The 18,131-nt window shown below is 69.0% G+C and carries 15 protein-coding genes; 11 read left to right on the top strand and 4 right to left on the bottom strand.

What is annotated here, in order from left to right; genetic code table 11:
• Positions 1–10: 10 nt before the first annotated feature.
• On the bottom strand, positions 11–568 hold the full coding sequence (locus QTI45_RS27590; protein WP_286656598.1) for a DUF3159 domain-containing protein: 558 nt from the start codon (positions 566–568) through the stop codon (positions 11–13).
• A gap of 22 nt (positions 569–590) precedes the next feature.
• On the bottom strand, positions 591–2,012 hold the full coding sequence (locus tag QTI45_RS27585) for a carotenoid oxygenase family protein (protein ID WP_286656597.1): 1,422 nt from the start codon (positions 2,010–2,012) through the stop codon (positions 591–593).
• Positions 2,013–2,106: 94 nt separating this feature from the next.
• Here QTI45_RS27585 and QTI45_RS27580 point away from each other — a divergent pair, with 94 nt between their 5' ends.
• Positions 2,107–2,832 carry a TetR/AcrR family transcriptional regulator gene (locus QTI45_RS27580; protein ID WP_286656596.1) on the top strand — a complete coding sequence of 242 codons (726 nt, stop codon included), beginning with the start codon at positions 2,107–2,109 and terminating at the stop codon, positions 2,830–2,832.
• Between the two features lie 18 nt (positions 2,833–2,850).
• Here QTI45_RS27580 and QTI45_RS27575 read toward each other — a convergent pair whose 3' ends face one another.
• Positions 2,851–3,081, bottom strand: coding sequence for a hypothetical protein (locus QTI45_RS27575; protein ID WP_286371546.1), 231 nt, complete (start codon positions 3,079–3,081; stop codon positions 2,851–2,853).
• 248 nt (positions 3,082–3,329) lie between these two features.
• On the opposite strand from QTI45_RS27575, the gene xdhA reads away from it, so the two are divergent.
• The 10 genes from xdhA (at position 3,330) to QTI45_RS27525 (ending at position 16,799) form a co-directional block, all read left to right on the top strand.
• Positions 3,330–4,919, top strand: a complete 1,590-nt coding sequence (gene xdhA / locus QTI45_RS27570) for a xanthine dehydrogenase small subunit (RefSeq protein WP_286656700.1) — start codon at positions 3,330–3,332, stop codon at positions 4,917–4,919.
• Between the two features lies 1 nt (position 4,920).
• Positions 4,921–7,344, top strand: coding sequence for a xanthine dehydrogenase molybdopterin binding subunit (xdhB, locus tag QTI45_RS27565; protein ID WP_286656595.1), 2,424 nt, complete (start codon positions 4,921–4,923; stop codon positions 7,342–7,344).
• 65 nt (positions 7,345–7,409) lie between these two features.
• Positions 7,410–8,363 carry a LysR family transcriptional regulator gene (locus QTI45_RS27560; protein ID WP_286656594.1) on the top strand — a complete coding sequence of 318 codons (954 nt, stop codon included), beginning with the start codon at positions 7,410–7,412 and terminating at the stop codon, positions 8,361–8,363.
• Positions 8,364–8,443: 80 nt separating this feature from the next.
• Positions 8,444–9,808 (top strand): NCS2 family permease, encoded by a 1,365-nt coding sequence (locus QTI45_RS27555; protein WP_286371543.1) that lies wholly within the window; start codon positions 8,444–8,446, stop codon positions 9,806–9,808.
• Positions 9,809–9,848: 40 nt separating this feature from the next.
• A complete protein-coding gene (locus QTI45_RS27550; protein ID WP_286656593.1) occupies positions 9,849–11,390 on the top strand; it encodes an ABC transporter ATP-binding protein in 1,542 nt (513 codons plus the stop codon).
• Complete coding sequence (locus QTI45_RS27545) at positions 11,383–12,534, top strand: ABC transporter permease (protein ID WP_286656592.1); 1,152 nt, start codon at positions 11,383–11,385, stop codon at positions 12,532–12,534. Before QTI45_RS27550 ends, QTI45_RS27545 begins: the two co-directional genes overlap by 8 nt.
• Entirely contained in the window at positions 12,534–13,454 is a 921-nt protein-coding gene (locus QTI45_RS27540; protein ID WP_286656591.1) for an ABC transporter permease, read from the top strand. Before QTI45_RS27545 ends, QTI45_RS27540 begins: the two co-directional genes overlap by 1 nt.
• Positions 13,455–13,505: 51 nt before the next feature.
• Positions 13,506–14,675 carry a BMP family ABC transporter substrate-binding protein gene (locus QTI45_RS27535; protein ID WP_286371539.1) on the top strand — a complete coding sequence of 390 codons (1,170 nt, stop codon included), beginning with the start codon at positions 13,506–13,508 and terminating at the stop codon, positions 14,673–14,675.
• A 76-nt stretch (positions 14,676–14,751) separates the two neighbouring features.
• Positions 14,752–15,747, top strand: a complete 996-nt coding sequence (locus tag QTI45_RS27530) for a Rieske 2Fe-2S domain-containing protein (protein ID WP_286371538.1) — start codon at positions 14,752–14,754, stop codon at positions 15,745–15,747.
• On the top strand, positions 15,747–16,799 hold the full coding sequence (locus QTI45_RS27525; protein ID WP_286656590.1) for an adenosine deaminase: 1,053 nt from the start codon (positions 15,747–15,749) through the stop codon (positions 16,797–16,799). Before QTI45_RS27530 ends, QTI45_RS27525 begins: the two co-directional genes overlap by 1 nt.
• On the opposite strand, the gene QTI45_RS27520 is transcribed toward QTI45_RS27525, so the two are convergent.
• The gene (locus tag QTI45_RS27520) at positions 16,757–18,055 is read right to left on the bottom strand and encodes an MFS transporter (RefSeq protein WP_286656589.1); all 1,299 of its coding nucleotides are present in this window, start codon (positions 18,053–18,055) and stop codon (positions 16,757–16,759) included. The two genes, QTI45_RS27525 and QTI45_RS27520, sit on opposite strands and share 43 nt — an antisense overlap.
• Between the last annotated feature and the right edge of the window lie 76 nt (positions 18,056–18,131).

Raw genomic sequence — 18,131 nt, 5'->3', positions numbered from 1 at the left:
CGCAGGATACTCAGAGCGGGCGGGCCGCGCGATTGCGGACGCGTTCCGGGTACCACTTGGTGAACTGGATGGCGCCGCCCAGCGCGGCCAGGGTGACCGCCACGCCGACCCAGAGGGGGACGTCCGGCAGGTACAGCATCAGGAGGTCGGCCAGCACCAGCACCGCGAAGGCCACGGCCCATCCCGCGGTGATGACATTGTTCACGTGCAGGAACTGCGGGCTGTTCCAGTGCTCCTGCGGCACCTGCTCGCGGGCGTAGGGCAGGGTGAAGGGCTCGCGGATGACCAGCGTGAGGATCACCAGCAGCATCAGGCCGGCATCGACCCAGAGACGCACCTGCAGGATCGGCCAGTCGGCCTTGGTGAGCCAGGTGAAGAGCGCCAGGCCGCCGAACAGCACGGCGGAGCCGATCTCGAGCGCCTTCACATGGCGGCCCGGCGTGAAGGCGTCGCGTGCGGTGAAGGCCAGCGAGATCAGGGCGGCGATGGTCAAGGCCGGCAGGGCGCCGAGCGTGCGTTGCAGCACGGCGTAGGCAATGAACGGTGCGAAGGCGAGCAGCATGCCCATGTAGGTTCTCCAGATAGGGGGTTCAGCGCGTGGCGCCGGGGAAGCCGGCCGGGAACCAGCCGCCATGGAAGCCCCCGGGCACGCGGTGCGGCAGCTCGGCGACGCAGACCGGGCCGCGGGCGACATGCTGGGCGTCGAAGACGACGAGGTCGCTGCGATCTTCGGCTGCGCGCCACGCCACGGCGAGCAGCCAGCCCTCGCCCTCCGGCGCGTCGGCGGAGCGCGGCACGAAGACGGCTTCGGAGACGCGGTCCTGGGGGTCGAAGAACCAGCTCTCGCGCGTCGCGGTCGCCAGGTCGATGTGCGTGAGGGCGCAGTACAGATGCATCTCGGTGCCCTCGCCGACGTGCGATGCGATCCAGCCGTGGCGATAGGGCCGGCCGGTGTAGCGCTCGTCGATGCGCGGGAACTCGCCGGGCGTCGGGTCGAGCAGGCGCTGGCTGAACTCAGGCGAGGGATTGCCTTCGGCAGCCGCCAGGTCGAAGGTCCAGCGCACCAGGCGTGCAGCCTCCTTGTCGTTGGCGGCAGGCGTCCCGTCGATGCGCGGAAACAGCGGCGGTGCGGCGAACTGCATGACGTCCACGTGCACGCAGCCATCGGCCTCGAAGGCGTTCATCACGTGGAACACATAGCAGGCGGGACCGCGCCACCACACCATGTCCTCGATGCGGCCGCCGCGCGGCAGCAGGCCGACACGGGTGCCGTATTCGGGCTCCCAGGCAAAGGGCGGCCGGCCGGTACGGGCGCGTTCCATGCTCCCGGTCAGGGGGCTGACCGGGAAGATCACGTGGCGTGCGCTGATCGCGAAGTCGTGGACCATGCTGGCGTACGGCGCCTCGAACTGTTCCAGGCGCTCGACCCTGCCGTCGGCGTCGATCACGCCGAAGCGCATGCCGGCCGACAGCGGCGCCGGCGTTCCGTAGCCGAAGAAGAGCATCTGGCCGGTCTGCGGATCGGTCTTGGGGTGGGCGGTGAAAGGGCCGCTCAGTCCGCCTTGCAGGTCGGTCGGGCCGCGGGTGCCCAGGGTCGCCAGGTCGATTTCCATCGGCAGGTGGGCCTCTTCCAGCGCCAGCAGGCGACTGGCGTGGGCCACGACGTTGGTGTTGGCGACGCCGTCGTCCTTGGCCCCGCCCTGTCCGAGCGAGTTCTGCAGCGGCTTGCCGGCCGCCCGCTCGGCCAGGTAGCGCTGGGTGCGGATCCAGCGGTTGCGGTAGTGCACCTGACCGTCGGCCAGGTAGAAGGCGTGCAGCATGCCGTCGCCCACGAACCAGTGCTCGGCGGGGTTGGGAAACACCGGGTTGGGCCCGTTGCGGACCAGGGCGCCGACCAGGCCGTCGGGCAGCTCGCCGCGCAGGGGCAGGGGGCCGAGGTCGGTCTCGAAATCGATCGGGCTGCGCGCAGTGGGCTTGGCCACCGAAGGCAGGGACTCAGGGGCTGGGTTCATCATGGCTCCGGGTCGATGGATTATCTTTCCAGTGGAAATATCTCCGACTCGGCCCTTCTCGTCAAGCGATTTTTACAGTGGTAAGATTTTCCTCATGCCCGTTGCCCAGAAGTCGCCGGCCCCCGCCGCGGCCAATAAGGCGGCCAAGTCCGCTCCATCCGCCAAGGCTTCCCGGAGCCGGAAGTCACCCGAACCCGTGCGCCCCTACCACCACGGGGCCCTGCCGGAAGCCTTGCTTGCCGCGGCCGAGAGCGTGCTCGTGCGCGACGGCCTGGCGGGCCTGGCGCTGCGCGCCATCGCCCGCGAAGCCGGCGTCTCGCATACCGCGCCCAAGCACCACTTCGGCGACACCACGGGCCTGCTGAGCCAGTTGGCGGCGGTCGGAATGCGCCGCCTGCGCGATGCGATGTCCCGGGCGCTGGAAGGGGGCGGCGACCGCTACCGGCGCAGCCGCAACATCGCGCATGCCTACGTCCACTTCGCCTACGACCACCCGGCGCTGTTCCGGCTGATGTTCAGCAACGATCGCATCGACATGCGCAACCCGGTGCTGGCGGAGGCGACCGCGGGGGCGATGCGCGTGCTGGCCGACATGCAGGTGGGCGAGGCCTCGGGCGAGACGGCGCCGCCGCGCCTGGTCGGCGCCGAGGCGCTGGAGGCGGCCGCCGACTGGGGCTATGTGCACGGCCTGGCCATGCTGCTGATCGACCGGCGCATGAACGGACTGATCCGCGCCATGCCCGAGTACGACACGCCCATCGAACTGGTGGACGCGGTGCTGCGCCGGGTCTACCTCGGCGTCGACGACGAGGCGGCCTGAATCGCGCAGCCGGGGGTTCTAGATCAGGCCCCGCAATCGACGCTGGGCGCGATCGAGCCCGACCACCAGGCGATTCTCGATGCTCTCCGCCTGCGTGATCCGCTCGTCGAGCCACGCCGCGTCGGTGCTTCCGACCTCGGACATCTTCTGCATCAGGACCACGACGAGGGCGTTCTGGTCCGTGATCAACCGATCCCAGAGGTCGATATCCGCCTGGGCGCCTTGTATTTCCACGTAGCTGGCCGTCATGGTTGTCTCCTGCGCGCGTGTCCGCGTAGCGTAGCTTCGATCTCCCGGGGCGACAACGGCGCCAGCCCTGGAACCCGGCAACGCGCAGGGCCACAATAGCTCCCGTCCTCAGGGTTTTCCCGCGCCGCGCATACCGCTCGCCGCATAGGTGCTATGGCCTCGAATATATGCATCGGGCGCCGCAAAGCACTAACTTCGACTTGGCCCGTTTTTTGATCGTCACGACATTGACCGACACCCCCCACGAGATGCGAATGACCCCGAGCACCCAACCGATCCGCTTCTTCCATCGCGGCCGCATCGTCGATGTGAGCGGCGTGCACCCGACCCGCTCCGTGCTCGACTGGCTGCGCGAGGACGCCCGCTGCACGGGCACCAAAGAGGGCTGCAACGAGGGCGATTGCGGTGCATGCACCGTGGTGATCGGCGAACTGGCCGAGGCCGGCGAAACCGGCGCCGTCGGCGGCCTGCGCCTGCAGACGGTCAATGCCTGCATCCAGTTCCTGCCGACCTTGCATGGGAAGGCCCTGTTCACGGTCGAGGACCTGAAGGCGCAGTGCGGCCACGGGCACGATCCGGCCCGCCACGAGAAGCATCCGGTGCAGCGCCTGCACCCGGTGCAGCAGGCGATGGTCGACTGCCATGGCTCGCAGTGCGGCTTCTGCACCCCCGGCTTCGTGATGTCGCTGTGGTCGACCTACGAACACCACCGCGAAGGCGGCACCCAGCCGACCCGCCAGCAACTGGCCGATGACCTTTCGGGCAACCTCTGCCGCTGCACCGGCTACCGGCCGATCCTCGATGCCGGCCAGCGCATGTTCGACCTGCCCGGCGTGCGCCTGGACACCGCCCCCGTCGTGCAGGCGCTCGCCGGCCTCAGGCACGACGCCACCTTCGACTACGCCGCGCCGCTGGGCCAGCGCATCGACCATTTCCATGCCCCGACCACGCTGGCCGAACTGGCCGCGCTGCGCGAGGCCAAGCCGGGCGCCCAGCTGCTCGCGGGCTCGACCGATGTCGGCCTGTGGGTCAACAAGCAGTTCCGCGATCTCGGCGACATCATCTCGGTCGGCGACGTCGCCGAGATGAAGGTGGTCGAGGAGCGTGCCGATTCGCTCTACATCGGCGCCGGCGCCTCGCTCGAGAACGCCTTCCGCGCGCTGGTCCGGCGCGTGCCCAGCCTGACCGATGTCTGGCTGCGCTTCGCCTCGCCGCCGATCCGCAACGCCGGCACCATGGGCGGCAACGTCGCCAACGGCTCGCCGATCGGCGATTCGCCGCCGGTGCTGATGGCGCTCGATGCCGAGATCGAGTTGCGCCGCGGCGAACGCGTGCGCCGCATGCCGCTGCCCGATTTCTACGTCGACTACATGAAGAACAGGCTCGAGCCGGGCGAGTTCGTGCAGGGCCTCGCGGTGCCGCTCGCCGCGCTCACGCGCCAGGTGCGGGCCTACAAGATCAGCAAGCGCTTCGACTGCGATATCTCGGCCCTGTGCGCCGGCTTCTCGATCGCGCTCGACGGCGAGGTGGTGAAAGAGATCCGCCTCGCCTTCGGCGGCATGGCCGCGACCGTCAAGCGCGCCGCCCAGGCCGAGGCCGCGCTGGCGGGCAAGCCCTGGACCCAGGCCAGCGTCAACGCCGCCAAGCTGGCGCTGGCGCAGGATTTCAAGCCGCTGACCGACATGCGCGCCAGCGCCGACTACCGGCTGCAGGTGGCGCAGAACCTGTTGCAGCGCCTGTGGCTCGAAACCCGCACCCAGGACCCGCTGCCGGTGGAAGCCACAAGCGTCTGGAGCGTGATGCCCCACGAAACGAGCGCGAGCGTCGAAGGAGCCTGAGATGAACAAACCCCTCGATCCCAGCCTGTTCCAGTCCGCCGAGGCCTTCGCCGACTACCTGACCAACACCGCCGCGCGCATCGACGCCAAGGCCGAGGCCCGGGCGCATGACGACGGCGCCCGCGTCGGCATCAGCCGGCCGCACGAATCGGCCGCCCTGCACGTGGCCGGCGAAGCCACCTACATCGACGACATCCCCGAGCTCGCGGGCACGCTGCACTGCGCCCTGGGCCTGTCGCCGGTGGCCAACGGGCGCCTCAAGGACATGAAGCTCGACGCCATCCGGGCGATGCCGGGCGTGGTCGCCGTGCTCACCGCGGCCGACATCCCGGGCAGCAACGACTGCGGCTCGATCATTCACGACGATCCGATCCTCTGCAGCGGCGACATCCGCTACCTGGGCCAGCCGGTGTTCGCGGTGGTCGCCCAGACCCGCGACGCCGCCCGCCGCGCCGCGGCCCGTGCCAGGGAGGCGCTCGACATCGAGGCCGAGCCGCCGGTGCTGACGCCTCAGGATGCGCATGCCAGGGGGCAGTACGTGGTGCCGCCGATGCACCTGGTGCGCAGCACGAACGATGGCGGCGCGCGGGCCGCGATCGCCAAGGCACCGCACCGCCTGAAGGCCGAGCTCGACGTCGGCGGCCAGGAGCAGTTCTACCTCGAAGGGCAGATCAGCTACGCGATCCCGAAGGAGGGCGGCGCGATGCACGTCTACTGCTCGACCCAGCATCCCAGCGAGATGCAGCACCTGGTGGCGCATGCGCTGCACCTGCAGGCCAACGAGGTGCATGTCGAGTGCCGGCGCATGGGCGGCGGCTTCGGCGGCAAGGAATCGCAATCGGCCCTGTTCGCCTGCGTGGCCTCGGTGGCGGCGAACAAGCTGCAGCGGCCTGTCAAGCTGCGGCTGGACCGCGACGACGACTTCATGATCACCGGCCGGCGCCACTGCTTCTGGTACGAGTACGAGGTCGGCTACGACGACGAGGGCCGCATCCTCGGCGCCGAGATCTCGATGGTTTCGCGCGCCGGCCATTCGGCCGACCTGTCGGGGCCGGTGATGACCCGCGCGCTGTGCCACTTCGACAACGCCTACTGGCTGCCCGACGTCGCCATGCACGGCTACTCGGGCAAGACCAACACCCAGAGCAACACCGCCTTCCGCGGCTTCGGCGGGCCGCAGGGCGCGATCGCGATCGAGAACATCCTGGACAGCGTGGCACGCGAACTGGGCCGCGATCCGCTCGACGTGCGGCGGGTCAACTTCTACGGCAAGGGCGAGAACAACGTCACGCCCTACGGCCAGCTGGTCAGCGACAACATCATCCACGAGCTGGTGGCCGAACTGGAGGCCAGCAGCAGCTACCGCGCGCGGCGCGAGGAGATCGCGGCCTTCAACGCCAAGAGCCCGGTGCTCAAGCGCGGCATCGCGCTGGCGCCGCTCAAGTTCGGCATTTCGTTCAACGTCAAGCACTTCAACCAGGCCGGCGCGCTGGTCCATGTCTACACCGACGGCTCGATCCTCGTGAACCACGGCGGTACCGAGATGGGGCAGGGCCTCAACACCAAGGTGGCGCAGGTGGTGGCGCACGAGCTCGGCGTCAGCTTCGAGAGCGTGCGGGTGACGGCGACCGACACCCAGAAGGTGGCCAACACCTCGGCCACGGCGGCATCGACCGGTGCCGACCTGAACGGCAAGGCGGCGCAGGACGCCGCCCGCCAGATCCGCGAGCGGCTGGCCGCCTGCGCCGCGGCGCGCCATGGCGGCGAAGCGTCGCAGGTGCGCTTCGCCAACGACAAGGTCGAGGTCAACGGCCGCACCTTGCCCTTCGGCACCGTGGTCGGCGAGGCCTACCTCGACCGGGTGCAACTCTGGTCCGACGGCTTCTACGCCACCCCGGGCCTCAGCTGGGACAAGGACAAGATGTTCGGCCGGCCGTTCTTCTACTTCGCTTACGGCGCCGCCGTGAGCGAGGTGGTCGTCGACACGCTGACCGGCGAGTGGAAGCTCCTGCGTGCCGACATCCTGCACGATGCCGGCAAGTCGCTGAACCCGGCGGTCGACATCGGCCAGGTCGAGGGCGCCTTCATCCAGGGCATGGGCTGGCTCACGACCGAAGAGCTGGTCTGGCATCCCAAGACCGGCCTGCTGACCACGCATGCCCCGAGCACCTACAAGATCCCGACCGCCAACGACTGTCCGCCGGTCTTCAACGTGCGGCTGTTCGAGGGCCAGAACTTCGAGGACTCGATCCACCGCAGCAAGGCGGTCGGCGAGCCGCCGCTCTTGCTGCCGTTCTCGGTCTTCTTCGCGATCCGCGATGCGGTGTCGGCGGCCGGCGATCACAAGGTCGACCCGCCGCTGCGGGCGCCCGCCACCAGCGAGGCGATCCTGAACGCGATCACCGCGGTTCAGGCTGGCGCCTGAGGGCCTTTTCATGTGATTGCTGCGCTGTATAACTGCCCGCACATTCCAGACCACGGCGGGCAGTCATGAGAGACCAGGCGCTTCTCGACAAGATCGATCTTCATCTAATCCGGGTTCTACACACCGTGCTGACCGACCGCAGCGTCTCGCGAGCCGCCATCCGATTGGGGATGTACCAGCCCGCCGTTTCCGCCGCCCTCAAGCGGCTGCGGGAGCTGTCGGGCGACCCGCTGCTGGTGCGCTCGGGCTCGGGCATGGTGCCGACCGATGCCGGGCTGCGCATGATCGATCCGGCGGCCGCCATCCTGCGCTCGGCCGAGGTGTTGTTCAGCGACGCCCGCGGCTTCGACCCGCAGACCGCGGCCACCACCTTCAGGATCGCGGCCAGCGACTACATGGACCCGCAGTTCCTGCCGCTGCTGGTGGCGCAGATCAAGAGCCAGGCACCGCTGTGCCACATCGAGATCCACCCGCTGTCCTCCGATTCGGACTACCACTCGCACCTGTCGCTCGGCCAGGTCGACCTGGTGATCGGCAACTGGCTCAAGCCGCCGGAAGACCTGCACATGGCGCGCCTCTTCGGCGACGAGATCGTCTCGCTGGTCAGCAGGGACCATCCGGCGGTGCGCCGCGGCTGGGACCTCGAGAGCTGGCTCGCGGCCGAGCACATCGCGCCGACCCCGCTGCATCCGGGCGCGCGCGGGATCATCGACCAGATGCTCGACGAGATGGGCCGGCAGCGCAACATCATGGCCCGCTGCGCCCACTTCGGGCTGATCCCCGACATGGTGGCCTCGAGCCTGCTGGTGCTGACCACCGGCCGCCAGTACTGCGAGCGCTTCGTCGACCGGCTGCCGGTCGCGATCCTCGATTGCCCGGTGCCGCTGCCGCGCCTCATGTACTACCAGCTGTGGCACGAGCGCACCCATTCGTCGAGCTCGGCGCGCTGGCTGCGCGAGCGTGCCAAGGCGGTGGCGGCGTCGCTGCGGCCGCCGCCCGCCGCGCCGGCGCCCGACTAGGCCGATTCGAGATTTCGCGCCGGCGTCGCGACACCGACAGGAACGCCACGGACACCCCATAAAGAGACGGAGACAAAGCGATGAACCGGACAGAACAAGCGCTCGAGCCCCATGAGCGCGTCACCTCGCCGCGCCCTGCCGCGGGCGGCTGGGCGGAGCGGATATTCAAGCTCAGCGAGCACGGCACCACGGTGCGCACCGAACTGGTGGCGGGCCTCACGACCTTCCTGACGATGGCGTACATCATCTTCGTCAACCCGTCGATCCTCGGCGACGCGGGCATGCCGAAGGACGCGGTGTTCGTCGCCACCTGCCTGATCGCCGCCCTGGGCACCGGCATCATGGCGCTCTACGCCAACTACCCGATCGCGCTGGCGCCGGGCATGGGCCTGAACGCCTACTTCGCCTACGTGGTGGTCGGCCAGATGGGCTTCACCTGGCAGGCGGCGCTGGGGGCGGTGTTCGTCTCGGGCTGCCTGTTCCTGCTGGTCACGGTGTTCAAGCTGCGCGAGCTGATCATCCGCGGCATCCCGCATTCGATCCGGATCGCGATCACGGTCGGCATCGGGCTGTTCCTGGCGATCATCGCGCTCAAGAGCGCCGGCATCGTGGCGCCTTCGAAGGCCACCTACATCACGCTCGGCGACCTGCACACGCCCCAGGTGGTGCTGGCGACGATCGGCTTCTTCCTGATCGTGGTGCTCGACCGGCTCAAGGTGCCGGGCGCGATCCTGATCGGCATCATCGCGGTCACCGTGGCGTCCTTCTTCTTCGCCGGCAACGCCTTCCACGGCATCTTCGCGGCACCGCCCTCGATCGCACCGACCTTTCTGCAGCTGGACATCAAGTCAGCGCTCTCGGGCGGCATCCTCAACGTGATCCTGGTGTTCTTCCTGGTCGAGCTGTTCGACGCCACCGGCACCCTGATGGGCGTGGCCCGCCGCGCCGGCCTGCTGGTGCCGGCCAAGATGGACCGGCTCAACAAGGCGCTGCTGGCCGACAGCGGCGCGATCTTCGCCGGCTCGCTGCTCGGCACCTCGAGCACCACCGCCTATGTGGAAAGCGCGGCCGGGGTGCAGGCCGGCGGACGCACCGGCCTCACGGCCCTCACGGTGGCGGTGCTGTTCCTGGCGGCCCTGGTGATCTCGCCGCTGGCCGGCGCGGTGCCGGCCTATGCCACGGCGCCCGCCCTGTTCTTCGTGGCCTGTTTGATGCTTAGGGAACTGACCGAACTCGATTGGGACGAGACGACCGAGGTGATCCCGGCGGCGGTCACGGCGCTGGCCATGCCCTTCACCTATTCGATCGCCAACGGCCTGGCCTTCGGCTTCATCACCTACGCGGTGCTGAAGCTGTTCACCGGCCAGGGCCGGCAGGTGCACTGGATGGTGTGGCTGATCGGCGGCGTTTTCCTGTTCAAGTTCATTTATATCGGCGGACACTGACGACAATGCGTCGCTAAAAACCAAAAGGCCAGGCACAGGCATGACAATCCACAGACTCCAGCTCGCGCACATCACGAAGCGCTATCCCGCGGTGGTCGCCAACAGCGACGTCTCGCTCGTGGTCGAACCCGGCGAAACCCACGCGGTCCTCGGCGAGAATGGCGCCGGCAAGTCCACGCTCATGAAGATCATCTACGGCTCGGTCAAGCCCGATGAAGGCAGCGTGATGTTCAACGGCCAGCCGGTCAACGTGCGCAACCCGCAAGAGGCGCGGGCGCTCGGCATCAGCATGGTGTTCCAGCACTTCAGCCTGTTCGACACCCTGACGGTGGCCGAGAACGTCTGGCTCGGGCTCGACAAGAGCCTGGCGCTGGCCGAGGTGGCGCGCCGGGTCCAGGCCAAGGCGGCCGAGTACGGGCTGGACATCGACCCAGCCCGGCCGGTCCACACGCTGTCGGTCGGCGAGATGCAGCGGGTCGAGATCATCCGCGCGCTGCTCACCGACCCCAAGCTGCTGATCCTCGACGAGCCGACTTCCGTGCTGACGCCCCAGGCGGTGCAGAAACTGTTCGTGGTGCTGAAGAAACTGGCCTCGGAAGGCTGCAGCATCCTCTACATCAGCCACAAGCTGCACGAGATCCGCGAGCTGTGCACGGCCTGCACCGTGCTGCGCGGCGGCAAGGTCACGGGCGTGTGCAATCCGCAGCAGGAATCCAACGAATCGCTGTCGCGGCTGATGATCGGCGCCGAGCCGCCGCCGCTGCAGCACCGGCCGGTGAAGGTCGGCGGCGTGGCGCTGCGGGTCAAGGCCCTGAGCCTGGCGCGCGAGGACCAGTTCGGGGTCGACCTCGACGGCATCTCGCTCGACGTCCGGGCCGGCGAGGTGGTGGGCATCGCGGGCGTCTCGGGCAACGGCCAGAAGGAGCTGCTCTACGCGCTTTCGGGCGAGGACACGCGGGCCGAGGCCCGCATGATCGAGGTCTTCGGCGAGCCGGCCGCGCATTTCAGGCCGCGCCGGCGGCGCGCGCTGGGGCTGCACTTCGTGCCCGAGGAGCGGCTGGGCCGCGGCGCGGTGCCGACCCTCGGCCTGGCGCAGAACATGCTGCTGACCCGCAGCAACGCGGTCGGCAAGGGCGGCTGGATCCGCACCGGCGCGCTGCAGCAGCATGCCGGCAAGATCATCCAGCGCTTCAACGTCAAGGCCGGCGGCCCGAACGCCGCCGCGCGCTCGCTGTCGGGCGGCAACCTGCAGAAGTTCATCGTCGGGCGCGAGATCGACGCCGACCCGAAGATCTTCATCGTCTCGCAGCCGACCTGGGGCGTGGACGTCGGCGCCGCGGCCCTGATCCGCGGCGAGATCCTGGCGCTGCGCGACGCCGGCTGCGCGGTGCTGGTGGTCAGCGAGGAGCTCGACGAACTGTTCGAGATCTGCGATCGCCTGCACGTCATCGCCAAGGGCCGGCTGTCACCCTCGATCGATCGTGCCGCCGCCACCGTGCCGCAGATCGGCGAGTGGATGAGCGGACTCTGGGACGGCGCGCATCACGCCGCCGCGGCGGCCAAGGAGGTGGCCCATGCTTAAGCTCGAACCCCGCCCGCAGCTGTCGCGCTTCTGGAGCTACGGCTCGCCGATCCTGGCGCTGCTGATCACCGTGCTGATCGGCATGGTGCTGTTCGCGCTGCTCGGCAAGGACCCGGTCAAGGGCCTGGCGGTCTTCTTCTGGGAGCCGATCAAGAGCGGCTACGCGCTCGGCGAACTGATGGTCAAGGCGACGCCGCTGCTGATCATCGCGCTCGGCCTCGCCGTGTGCTTCCGCTCCAACGTCTGGAACATCGGCGCCGAAGGGCAGTTCGTGTTCGGCGCCATCGCGGCCGGCGGCGTTGCCCTGCTGGCCGACAAGTCCACCGGCGGCTGGATCGTCGCAGCGATCCTGGTCGCGGGCATCCTGGGCGGCATGGTCTGGGCCGGCATCGTGGCCTTCCTGCGCGACAAGTTCAACGCCAACGAGATCCTCGTGAGCCTGATGCTGGTCTACGTCGCGGTGCTGCTGCTGGGCTACATGGTCTACGGGCCATGGAAGGATCCGCAGGGCTACAACTTCCCGCAGACCAAGACCTTCGACGCGGTGACGCAGATCCCGCGGCTCATCAAGGGTTCGCGCGTGAGCATCGGCCTGCTGATCGCGCTGGCCGGCTCGGCGGCGCTGTGGATCTTCCTGTTCCGCACCCGCGCCGGCTTCGCCCAGCAGGTCGGCGGCCTGGCGCCGGCGGCCGCGCGCTACGCGGGCTTCTCGGCCCGGCGCGCGGTCTGGATCGCGCTCTTGACTTCAGGCGGCGCGGCCGGCCTGGCGGGCGCGCTCGAAGTGGCGGGCCCGATCGGCCAGCTCACGCCCTACGTGCCGGCGGGCTACGGCTTCGCGGCGATCATCGTCGCCTTCGTCGGCCGGCTGCATCCGGTCGGCATGATCTTCTCCGCCATCCTCATGAGCATGTTCTACATCGGCGGCGAACTCGCCCAGTCGCGCCTCGGGCTGCCCAAATCCCTGACCGGCGTGTTCCAGGGCCTGCTGCTGTTCACGCTGCTGGCCTGCGACACGCTGATCGCCTACCGGATCAAGCGCAAGGCGGCGGTCAAGATGGTCGTCTCGACCTCCGGGACCGGCTCTCTGCAAGCGAGTACACCCCTGACGGCCCCCGTGGCCCGCCCGACCGAAGGAGCCGCATGATGGAAAGCTACGCACTCCTGCTCGGCTCCACGCTCAGCGCCGGCACCGTCCTCGCGATCGCGGCATTGGGTCTCCTGATCAACGAAAAGGCCGGCATCGTCAACCTCGGCGCCGAGGGCATGATGCTGTGCGCCGCGATCGCCGGCTTCGCCACCGTGGTGGTCACGCACAACCCCTGGCTCGGCTTCCTGGCCGGCATGCTGGCCGGCGCGCTGCTGGCGGCCTTCTTCGGCGTGCTGGTGATCTGGCTCAACACCAACCAGTACGCGACCGGGCTGGCGCTGAGCCTGTTCGGGGTCGGCTTCTCGGCCTTCGTCGGCATCAACTTCGTGCAGGCCAAGCTGCCCGAGAGCGTGTCCTATGCGCTGCCGGTCCTGGGCGACATCCCGCTGATCGGCCCGGCGCTGTTCCGCCATCACCCGATGGTGTATTTCGCCGTGGCGCTGACCATCGGCCTGATCTGGTTCCTGTACCGCACACGCGCCGGGCTGGTGCTGCGCTCGGTCGGCGAGTCGCCGGAGTCCTCGCACGCCCTGGGCTATCCGGTGCGCCGGATCCGCTTCCTGGCGGTGATCGCGGGCGGCGCGCTGTGCGGGCTCGCTGGCGCCTACCTGTCGACCGTCTACACGCCGCTGTGGGTCGAGGGCATGGTCGCCGGCCGCGGCTGGATCGCGCTCGCGCTGACCACCTTCGCGACCTGGCGGCCGGTGCGGGTGCTGCTCGGCGCCTACCTGTTCGGCGGCGTCTCGATGCTGGGCTTTCACCTGCAGAGCACCGGCGTCAACATCCCGAGCCAGTTCCTGAGCATGCTGACCTATATCGCGCCGATCGTGGTGCTGGCGCTGATCTCGCGCAACCCCGCATTTATCCGCGTCAACATGCCGGCTTCGATTGGGAAACCCTTCTACCCCGGCTCATAATCACGTTTCCTTTTGTTTCTCCGCCAACCCGTCCTTCGAGGATTTCGAACAATGAATGATCTGAACAAGCGTTCCCTGCTCAAGCTGGCTGCCCTGACCGCGGTCGCTTCGGCCGCCCTCATCGGCTGCGGCAAGAAGGAAGAGGCAGCAGCCCCCGCCGCGGCGCCTGCCGCCCCGGCGCCCAGCGCTGCGGCACCGGCACCGAAGGCACCGCTGAACATCGCCTTCGCCTACGTCGGCCCGGTCGGCGACGGCGGCTGGTCCTTCGCGCACGACAACGCCCGCAAGGCGATCGAAAAGGAATTCGGCGACAAGATCAAGACCACCTTCGTCGAGAGCGTGCCTGAGAGCGCCGACGCCGAGCGCGTGTTCCGCGACATGGTGGGCCAGGGCAACAAGCTGATCTTCGGCACCACCTTCGGCTACATGGAACCGATGCTCAAGGTCGCGGCCGACAACAAGGAAGTGAAGTTCGAGCACGCCACCGGCTACAAGACGGCCGAGAACATGCGCACCTACGACAGCCGCACCTACGAAGGCGCCTACATGGCCGGCGTGATCGCGGGCTCGATGACCAAGAGCAACACGCTGGGCGTGGTCGGCTCGGTGCCGATCCCCGAAGTGCTGCGCAACATCAACAGCTTCACCCTGGGCGCCCAGTCGGTCAATCCGAAGATCTCGACCAAGGTGGTGTGGGTCAACGAATGGTTCAGCCCGCCCAAGGAAACCGAGGCCGCCACCGCCCTGATCAACGGCGGCGCCGACGTGCTGTTCCAGAACACCGACTCGCCGGCCGTGCTCAAGACCGCCCAGGAAAAGGGCAAGCGCGCCTTCGGCTGGGATTCCGACATGACCGCCTACGGCCCGAAGGCCCACCTGGGCTCGGCCATCATCAACTGGACGCCGTACTACACCAAGGCGGTGCAGGACGTGCTGGACGGCAAGTGGGCCACCGGCCAGACTTGGTGGGGCGTCAAGGAAGGCGCGATCGACCTGGTGTCGATCGCCGAGGACGTGCCGGCCGAGACCAAGGCCAAGGTCGAGGAAATCAAGAAGGGCCTGAAAGACGGCAGCTTCTCGATCTGGAAGGGCCCGATCGTCGACCAGGACGGCAAGGAAGTGGTCGCTGCCGGCGCGGTGGCCGACGACAAGTTCCTGAGCGGCGTCAACTTCTACGTCAAGGGCGTCGAAGGCAAGGTGCCGGGCGGCGACAAGAAGTAAGCCGGCGACGAACCGGATTCCCCGGTGCGAAGGGTTGTCCTCGGGGCAACCCTTTTTCGTTTCGGCTCCCACGATGATGATCGAAAGACAACTCTGGCATCCGGTGGCGCTGGCCGAAGAGGTCGCGGCGGCGCCGATGGCCGTGCGCCTGCTCGGCGAGAACCTGGTGCTGTGGCGCGACGGCGCGGCCGCCGTCCATGCCTGGGCCGACCGCTGCCCGCATCGCGGCGCGCGGCTCTCGCTGGGCCGGGTCGTGGCCTGCGACGGCGCTGCGACGCTCGAATGCCCCTACCACGGCTGGCGCTTCGAGGCCGGCGGCCGCTGTGTGCAGGTGCCGGCGCTGCCGGACTTCGTGCCGCCCGCCACCCACCGGGCCGCGACGCATGCCGCGCTCGAGGCCCAGGGCCTGGTGTGGGTCCGGCTCGACGCCGAGGGCGGCGATGCGCCGCTGCCCGCCTTCGCCGCCGAGGACGACGCGCGCATGCGCAAGATCAGCTGCGGCCCCTACGACGTCGAGACCAGCGCCCCGCGCCTGGTCGAGAACTTCCTCGACATGGCGCATTTCGGCTTCGTGCACGAAGGCTGGCTCGGCGCGCGCGAGATGGCCGTGATCGACGACTACCGGGTGGAGGCCACGCCCGGCGGCCTGCGCGCGACCGGCTGCAAGGCATGGCAGCCGCAGTCGACGGTCAATTCGACCGCCCCGGCACAGGTCGAATACAGCTACGAGGTGACGGCACCCTATGCGGCCGTGCTGACCAAGGTGCCCGAGGCGGCGAGCATCGGCCTTGACGGCTACCGGGAGTCGATCGCGCTGCAGATCTGCCCGGTCGACGCCGAGCGCTGCCGGGTCTGGTTCCGCTTCGCCACCTCCGACTTCGAGCGCGACGAGGCGACCGTGCGCGCCTTCCAGGACACCATCTTCCTGCAGGACAAGCCGGTGCTCGAATCCCAAAGCCCCAAGCGGCTGCCGCTCGACCTGCGCGCCGAACTTCACACGGTGGCCGACAAGGCCTCCTCCCTCTACCGCCGCCACCTCAAAATGCGCGGCATCACCTTCGGAGTCTGCTGATGACCATCCCGCAACGCACCGTCCGCGACATCGCCGCCGACCGCCTTCCCGCGCTGCTGCGCGCGATGCCGAAGGCCGAGCTGCACATCCACATCGAAGGCTCGCTCGAGCCCGAGCTGATCTTCGCGCTGGCGCAGCGCAACGGCGTCACGATCCCCTACGCCAGCGTGGAAGAACTGCGCGCCGCCTACGCCTTCACCAATCTGCAGACCTTCCTGGACATCTACTACGCCGGCGCCAGCGTGCTGCTGAAGGAGCAGGACTTCTACGACATGGCCTGGGCCTATCTCGAGCGCGCGGCGGCCGACCACGTGATCCGCACCGAGATGTTCTTCGACCCGCAGACCCACACCGAGCGCGGCGTCTCGATGCAGACCGTGATCGACGGGCTGCACCGCGCCTGCGTCGACGCCAAGGCGAAGCTGGGCGTCGATGCCGAGCTGATCCTGTGCTTCCTGCGCCATCTCAGCGAGGAGGCCGCCTTCGAGACGCTCGAGCAGGCGCTGCCCTTCAGGGACCGCTTCATCGGCGTCGGCCTCGATTCGAGCGAGCTCGGCCATCCGCCCGAGAAGTTCGCGCGGGTGTTCGCGCGCTGCCGCGAGCTCGGCTTCCACCTGGTTGCGCATGCCGGCGAGGAAGGCCCGCCGGCCTACGTGTGGAGCGCACTCGACGTGCTCAAGGTGGAGCGCGTCGACCATGGCGTGCAGAGCACCAAGGACGCCGCGCTCATGAAGCGGCTGGCCGAGGACCGCATTCCGCTGACCGTCTGCCCGCTGTCGAACCTCAAGCTGTGCGTGTTCCCCGACCTCTCGCAGCACAACCTGCGCGCGCTGCTCGACGGCGGCCTGGTGGCCACGGTCAACTCCGACGACCCCGCCTACTTCGGCGGCTACATGAACCAGAACTTCACCGAGACCTTCGCCGCCACCGGGCTCACGGCGCAGCATGCCTGGCAGCTGGCGGCCAACAGCTTCGAAGGCAGCTTCGTCGATGCGGTCGCCAAGCGGGCCTATGTCGACCGGCTCAACGCGGCCTTCGACGCCTTTGCCTGAGCCGGCTTCGCGGCGGCCGCCAGCAGCGGCAGCGCGGCCCCCGCGCAGGCCGCGGCCACGAGCCACACCAGCGGCCAGCCTCGCAGCGCCAACAGGTGCGGAATGCCCAGCGGCGTGAGAAAGCACACCAGGAACACGCTGGTGTTCGCCATGCCCAGCGCGGTGCCGGCACGCGCTGCGCCGGCCAGGGTGGCCAGCTCGGTGTAGGCGACGCCGTGCCAGGCCGAGACGCAGATCCCGCTCAGCGCCAACAACCCGATCAGCAGCGCGCGCAGTGGCCCCGAAGCGCCGCCGGCCGCCTCGCCGGCCAGCGCCAGGGCGGCCAGCGCCGAGAACAGCAGCACGCTCAGCAGGCTGCAGGCGCGCAGATAGGCCGGGCGATTCCGGCGGCGATCGGTCCAGCGGCCGCTCCAGACCCGCATCGCCATCGCACCGATCTGGACCACGGTCATCGCGGCTGCGATCGCGGCCAGGCCGGCATGGCCGAAGTCGTGCAGGAAGACGGTGCCGAAGGACAGCACGGCGAACTGGGGCGCGCACAGGATGCCGATGCCCGCCACCAGCCGCCAGACCCGGGCATCGCGCAGCGGGCCGTCCTGGCGCGCCGGCTTCGCGCCGATAGGCGACGCGGCGCGCTGCGCCGAGGGCGCCGGCTCGTGCACCCAGGCCCAGGCCAGCAGCGCGCTCAGCGCGCACAACGCGGCCAGCAGGCCGTACATCGCGGCAAAGCCGAAACGCAGCGCCACCGCGGGCAGCAGCAAGGCGCCGAGCGCGCCGCCGAGCGGCACGGCGGTCTGGCGGATGCTCATCGCGAGCCCGCGCTCGCCTTCGGCGAACCAGACCATCACCGCCCGTCCGCTGGCGCCGTTGACGCTGCCGCCGAGCAAGCCGACCAGCAGCAGGCCGCTGCCGAGCCAGTCGATGCCCGGCACCTGCGAGCCCGAGGGCGCTGCCAGGCATGCCATGCCGACCAGGGCCGCCGCGGTGGCGCCGAGGCCGGTCAGCAGCACCGGCCGGTCGCCCCAGCGGTCTGTTAGCAGGCCCCAGGGCAGTTCGCTGACCGCGATGCCGAGGCCCATCAGCCCGAGCACCAGGCCCAGGGTGGCGTTGTCGAGCCGGTAGCCGGTGCGCATCAGCACCGCGGTCATCGGAATGCCGCTGAAGGCCACCGAGAAGGCGGCGTTCGCGGCGACGCCGGCGGCGAGCACCTTCCAGCGGTGCGACGGGGAGGAATCAATGCGGGCGGATGGCGTCATGCGGCGCAGTGTCCGCCTCTGCAAAGGTTTTGAAAATCAGAGAATAATCGATCATCCGTCCACAAAAATGGGATGA

The sequence above is a fragment of the Variovorax saccharolyticus genome (genome assembly GCF_030316765.1).
GTDB lineage: Bacteria > Pseudomonadota > Gammaproteobacteria > Burkholderiales > Burkholderiaceae_C > Variovorax > Variovorax saccharolyticus.
Note: the sequence above shows the minus strand (reverse complement) of the source record. Positions and strands in the feature narration are given on the sequence as shown.

Coding starts and splice junctions, on each gene's coding strand:
- QTI45_RS27590 (WP_286656598.1), bottom strand. CDS start 568: ATGGGCATGCTGCTCGCCTTCGCACCGTTCATTGCCTACGCCGTGCTG.
- QTI45_RS27585 (WP_286656597.1), bottom strand. CDS start 2,012: ATGAACCCAGCCCCTGAGTCCCTGCCTTCGGTGGCCAAGCCCACTGCG.
- QTI45_RS27580 (WP_286656596.1), top strand. CDS start 2,107: ATGCCCGTTGCCCAGAAGTCGCCGGCCCCCGCCGCGGCCAATAAGGCG.
- QTI45_RS27575 (WP_286371546.1), bottom strand. CDS start 3,081: ATGACGGCCAGCTACGTGGAAATACAAGGCGCCCAGGCGGATATCGAC.
- xdhA (WP_286656700.1), top strand. CDS start 3,330: ATGCGAATGACCCCGAGCACCCAACCGATCCGCTTCTTCCATCGCGGC.
- xdhB (WP_286656595.1), top strand. CDS start 4,921: ATGAACAAACCCCTCGATCCCAGCCTGTTCCAGTCCGCCGAGGCCTTC.
- QTI45_RS27560 (WP_286656594.1), top strand. CDS start 7,410: ATGAGAGACCAGGCGCTTCTCGACAAGATCGATCTTCATCTAATCCGG.
- QTI45_RS27555 (WP_286371543.1), top strand. CDS start 8,444: ATGAACCGGACAGAACAAGCGCTCGAGCCCCATGAGCGCGTCACCTCG.
- QTI45_RS27550 (WP_286656593.1), top strand. CDS start 9,849: ATGACAATCCACAGACTCCAGCTCGCGCACATCACGAAGCGCTATCCC.
- QTI45_RS27545 (WP_286656592.1), top strand. CDS start 11,383: ATGCTTAAGCTCGAACCCCGCCCGCAGCTGTCGCGCTTCTGGAGCTAC.
- QTI45_RS27540 (WP_286656591.1), top strand. CDS start 12,534: ATGGAAAGCTACGCACTCCTGCTCGGCTCCACGCTCAGCGCCGGCACC.
- QTI45_RS27535 (WP_286371539.1), top strand. CDS start 13,506: ATGAATGATCTGAACAAGCGTTCCCTGCTCAAGCTGGCTGCCCTGACC.
- QTI45_RS27530 (WP_286371538.1), top strand. CDS start 14,752: ATGATCGAAAGACAACTCTGGCATCCGGTGGCGCTGGCCGAAGAGGTC.
- QTI45_RS27525 (WP_286656590.1), top strand. CDS start 15,747: ATGACCATCCCGCAACGCACCGTCCGCGACATCGCCGCCGACCGCCTT.
- QTI45_RS27520 (WP_286656589.1), bottom strand. CDS start 18,055: ATGACGCCATCCGCCCGCATTGATTCCTCCCCGTCGCACCGCTGGAAG.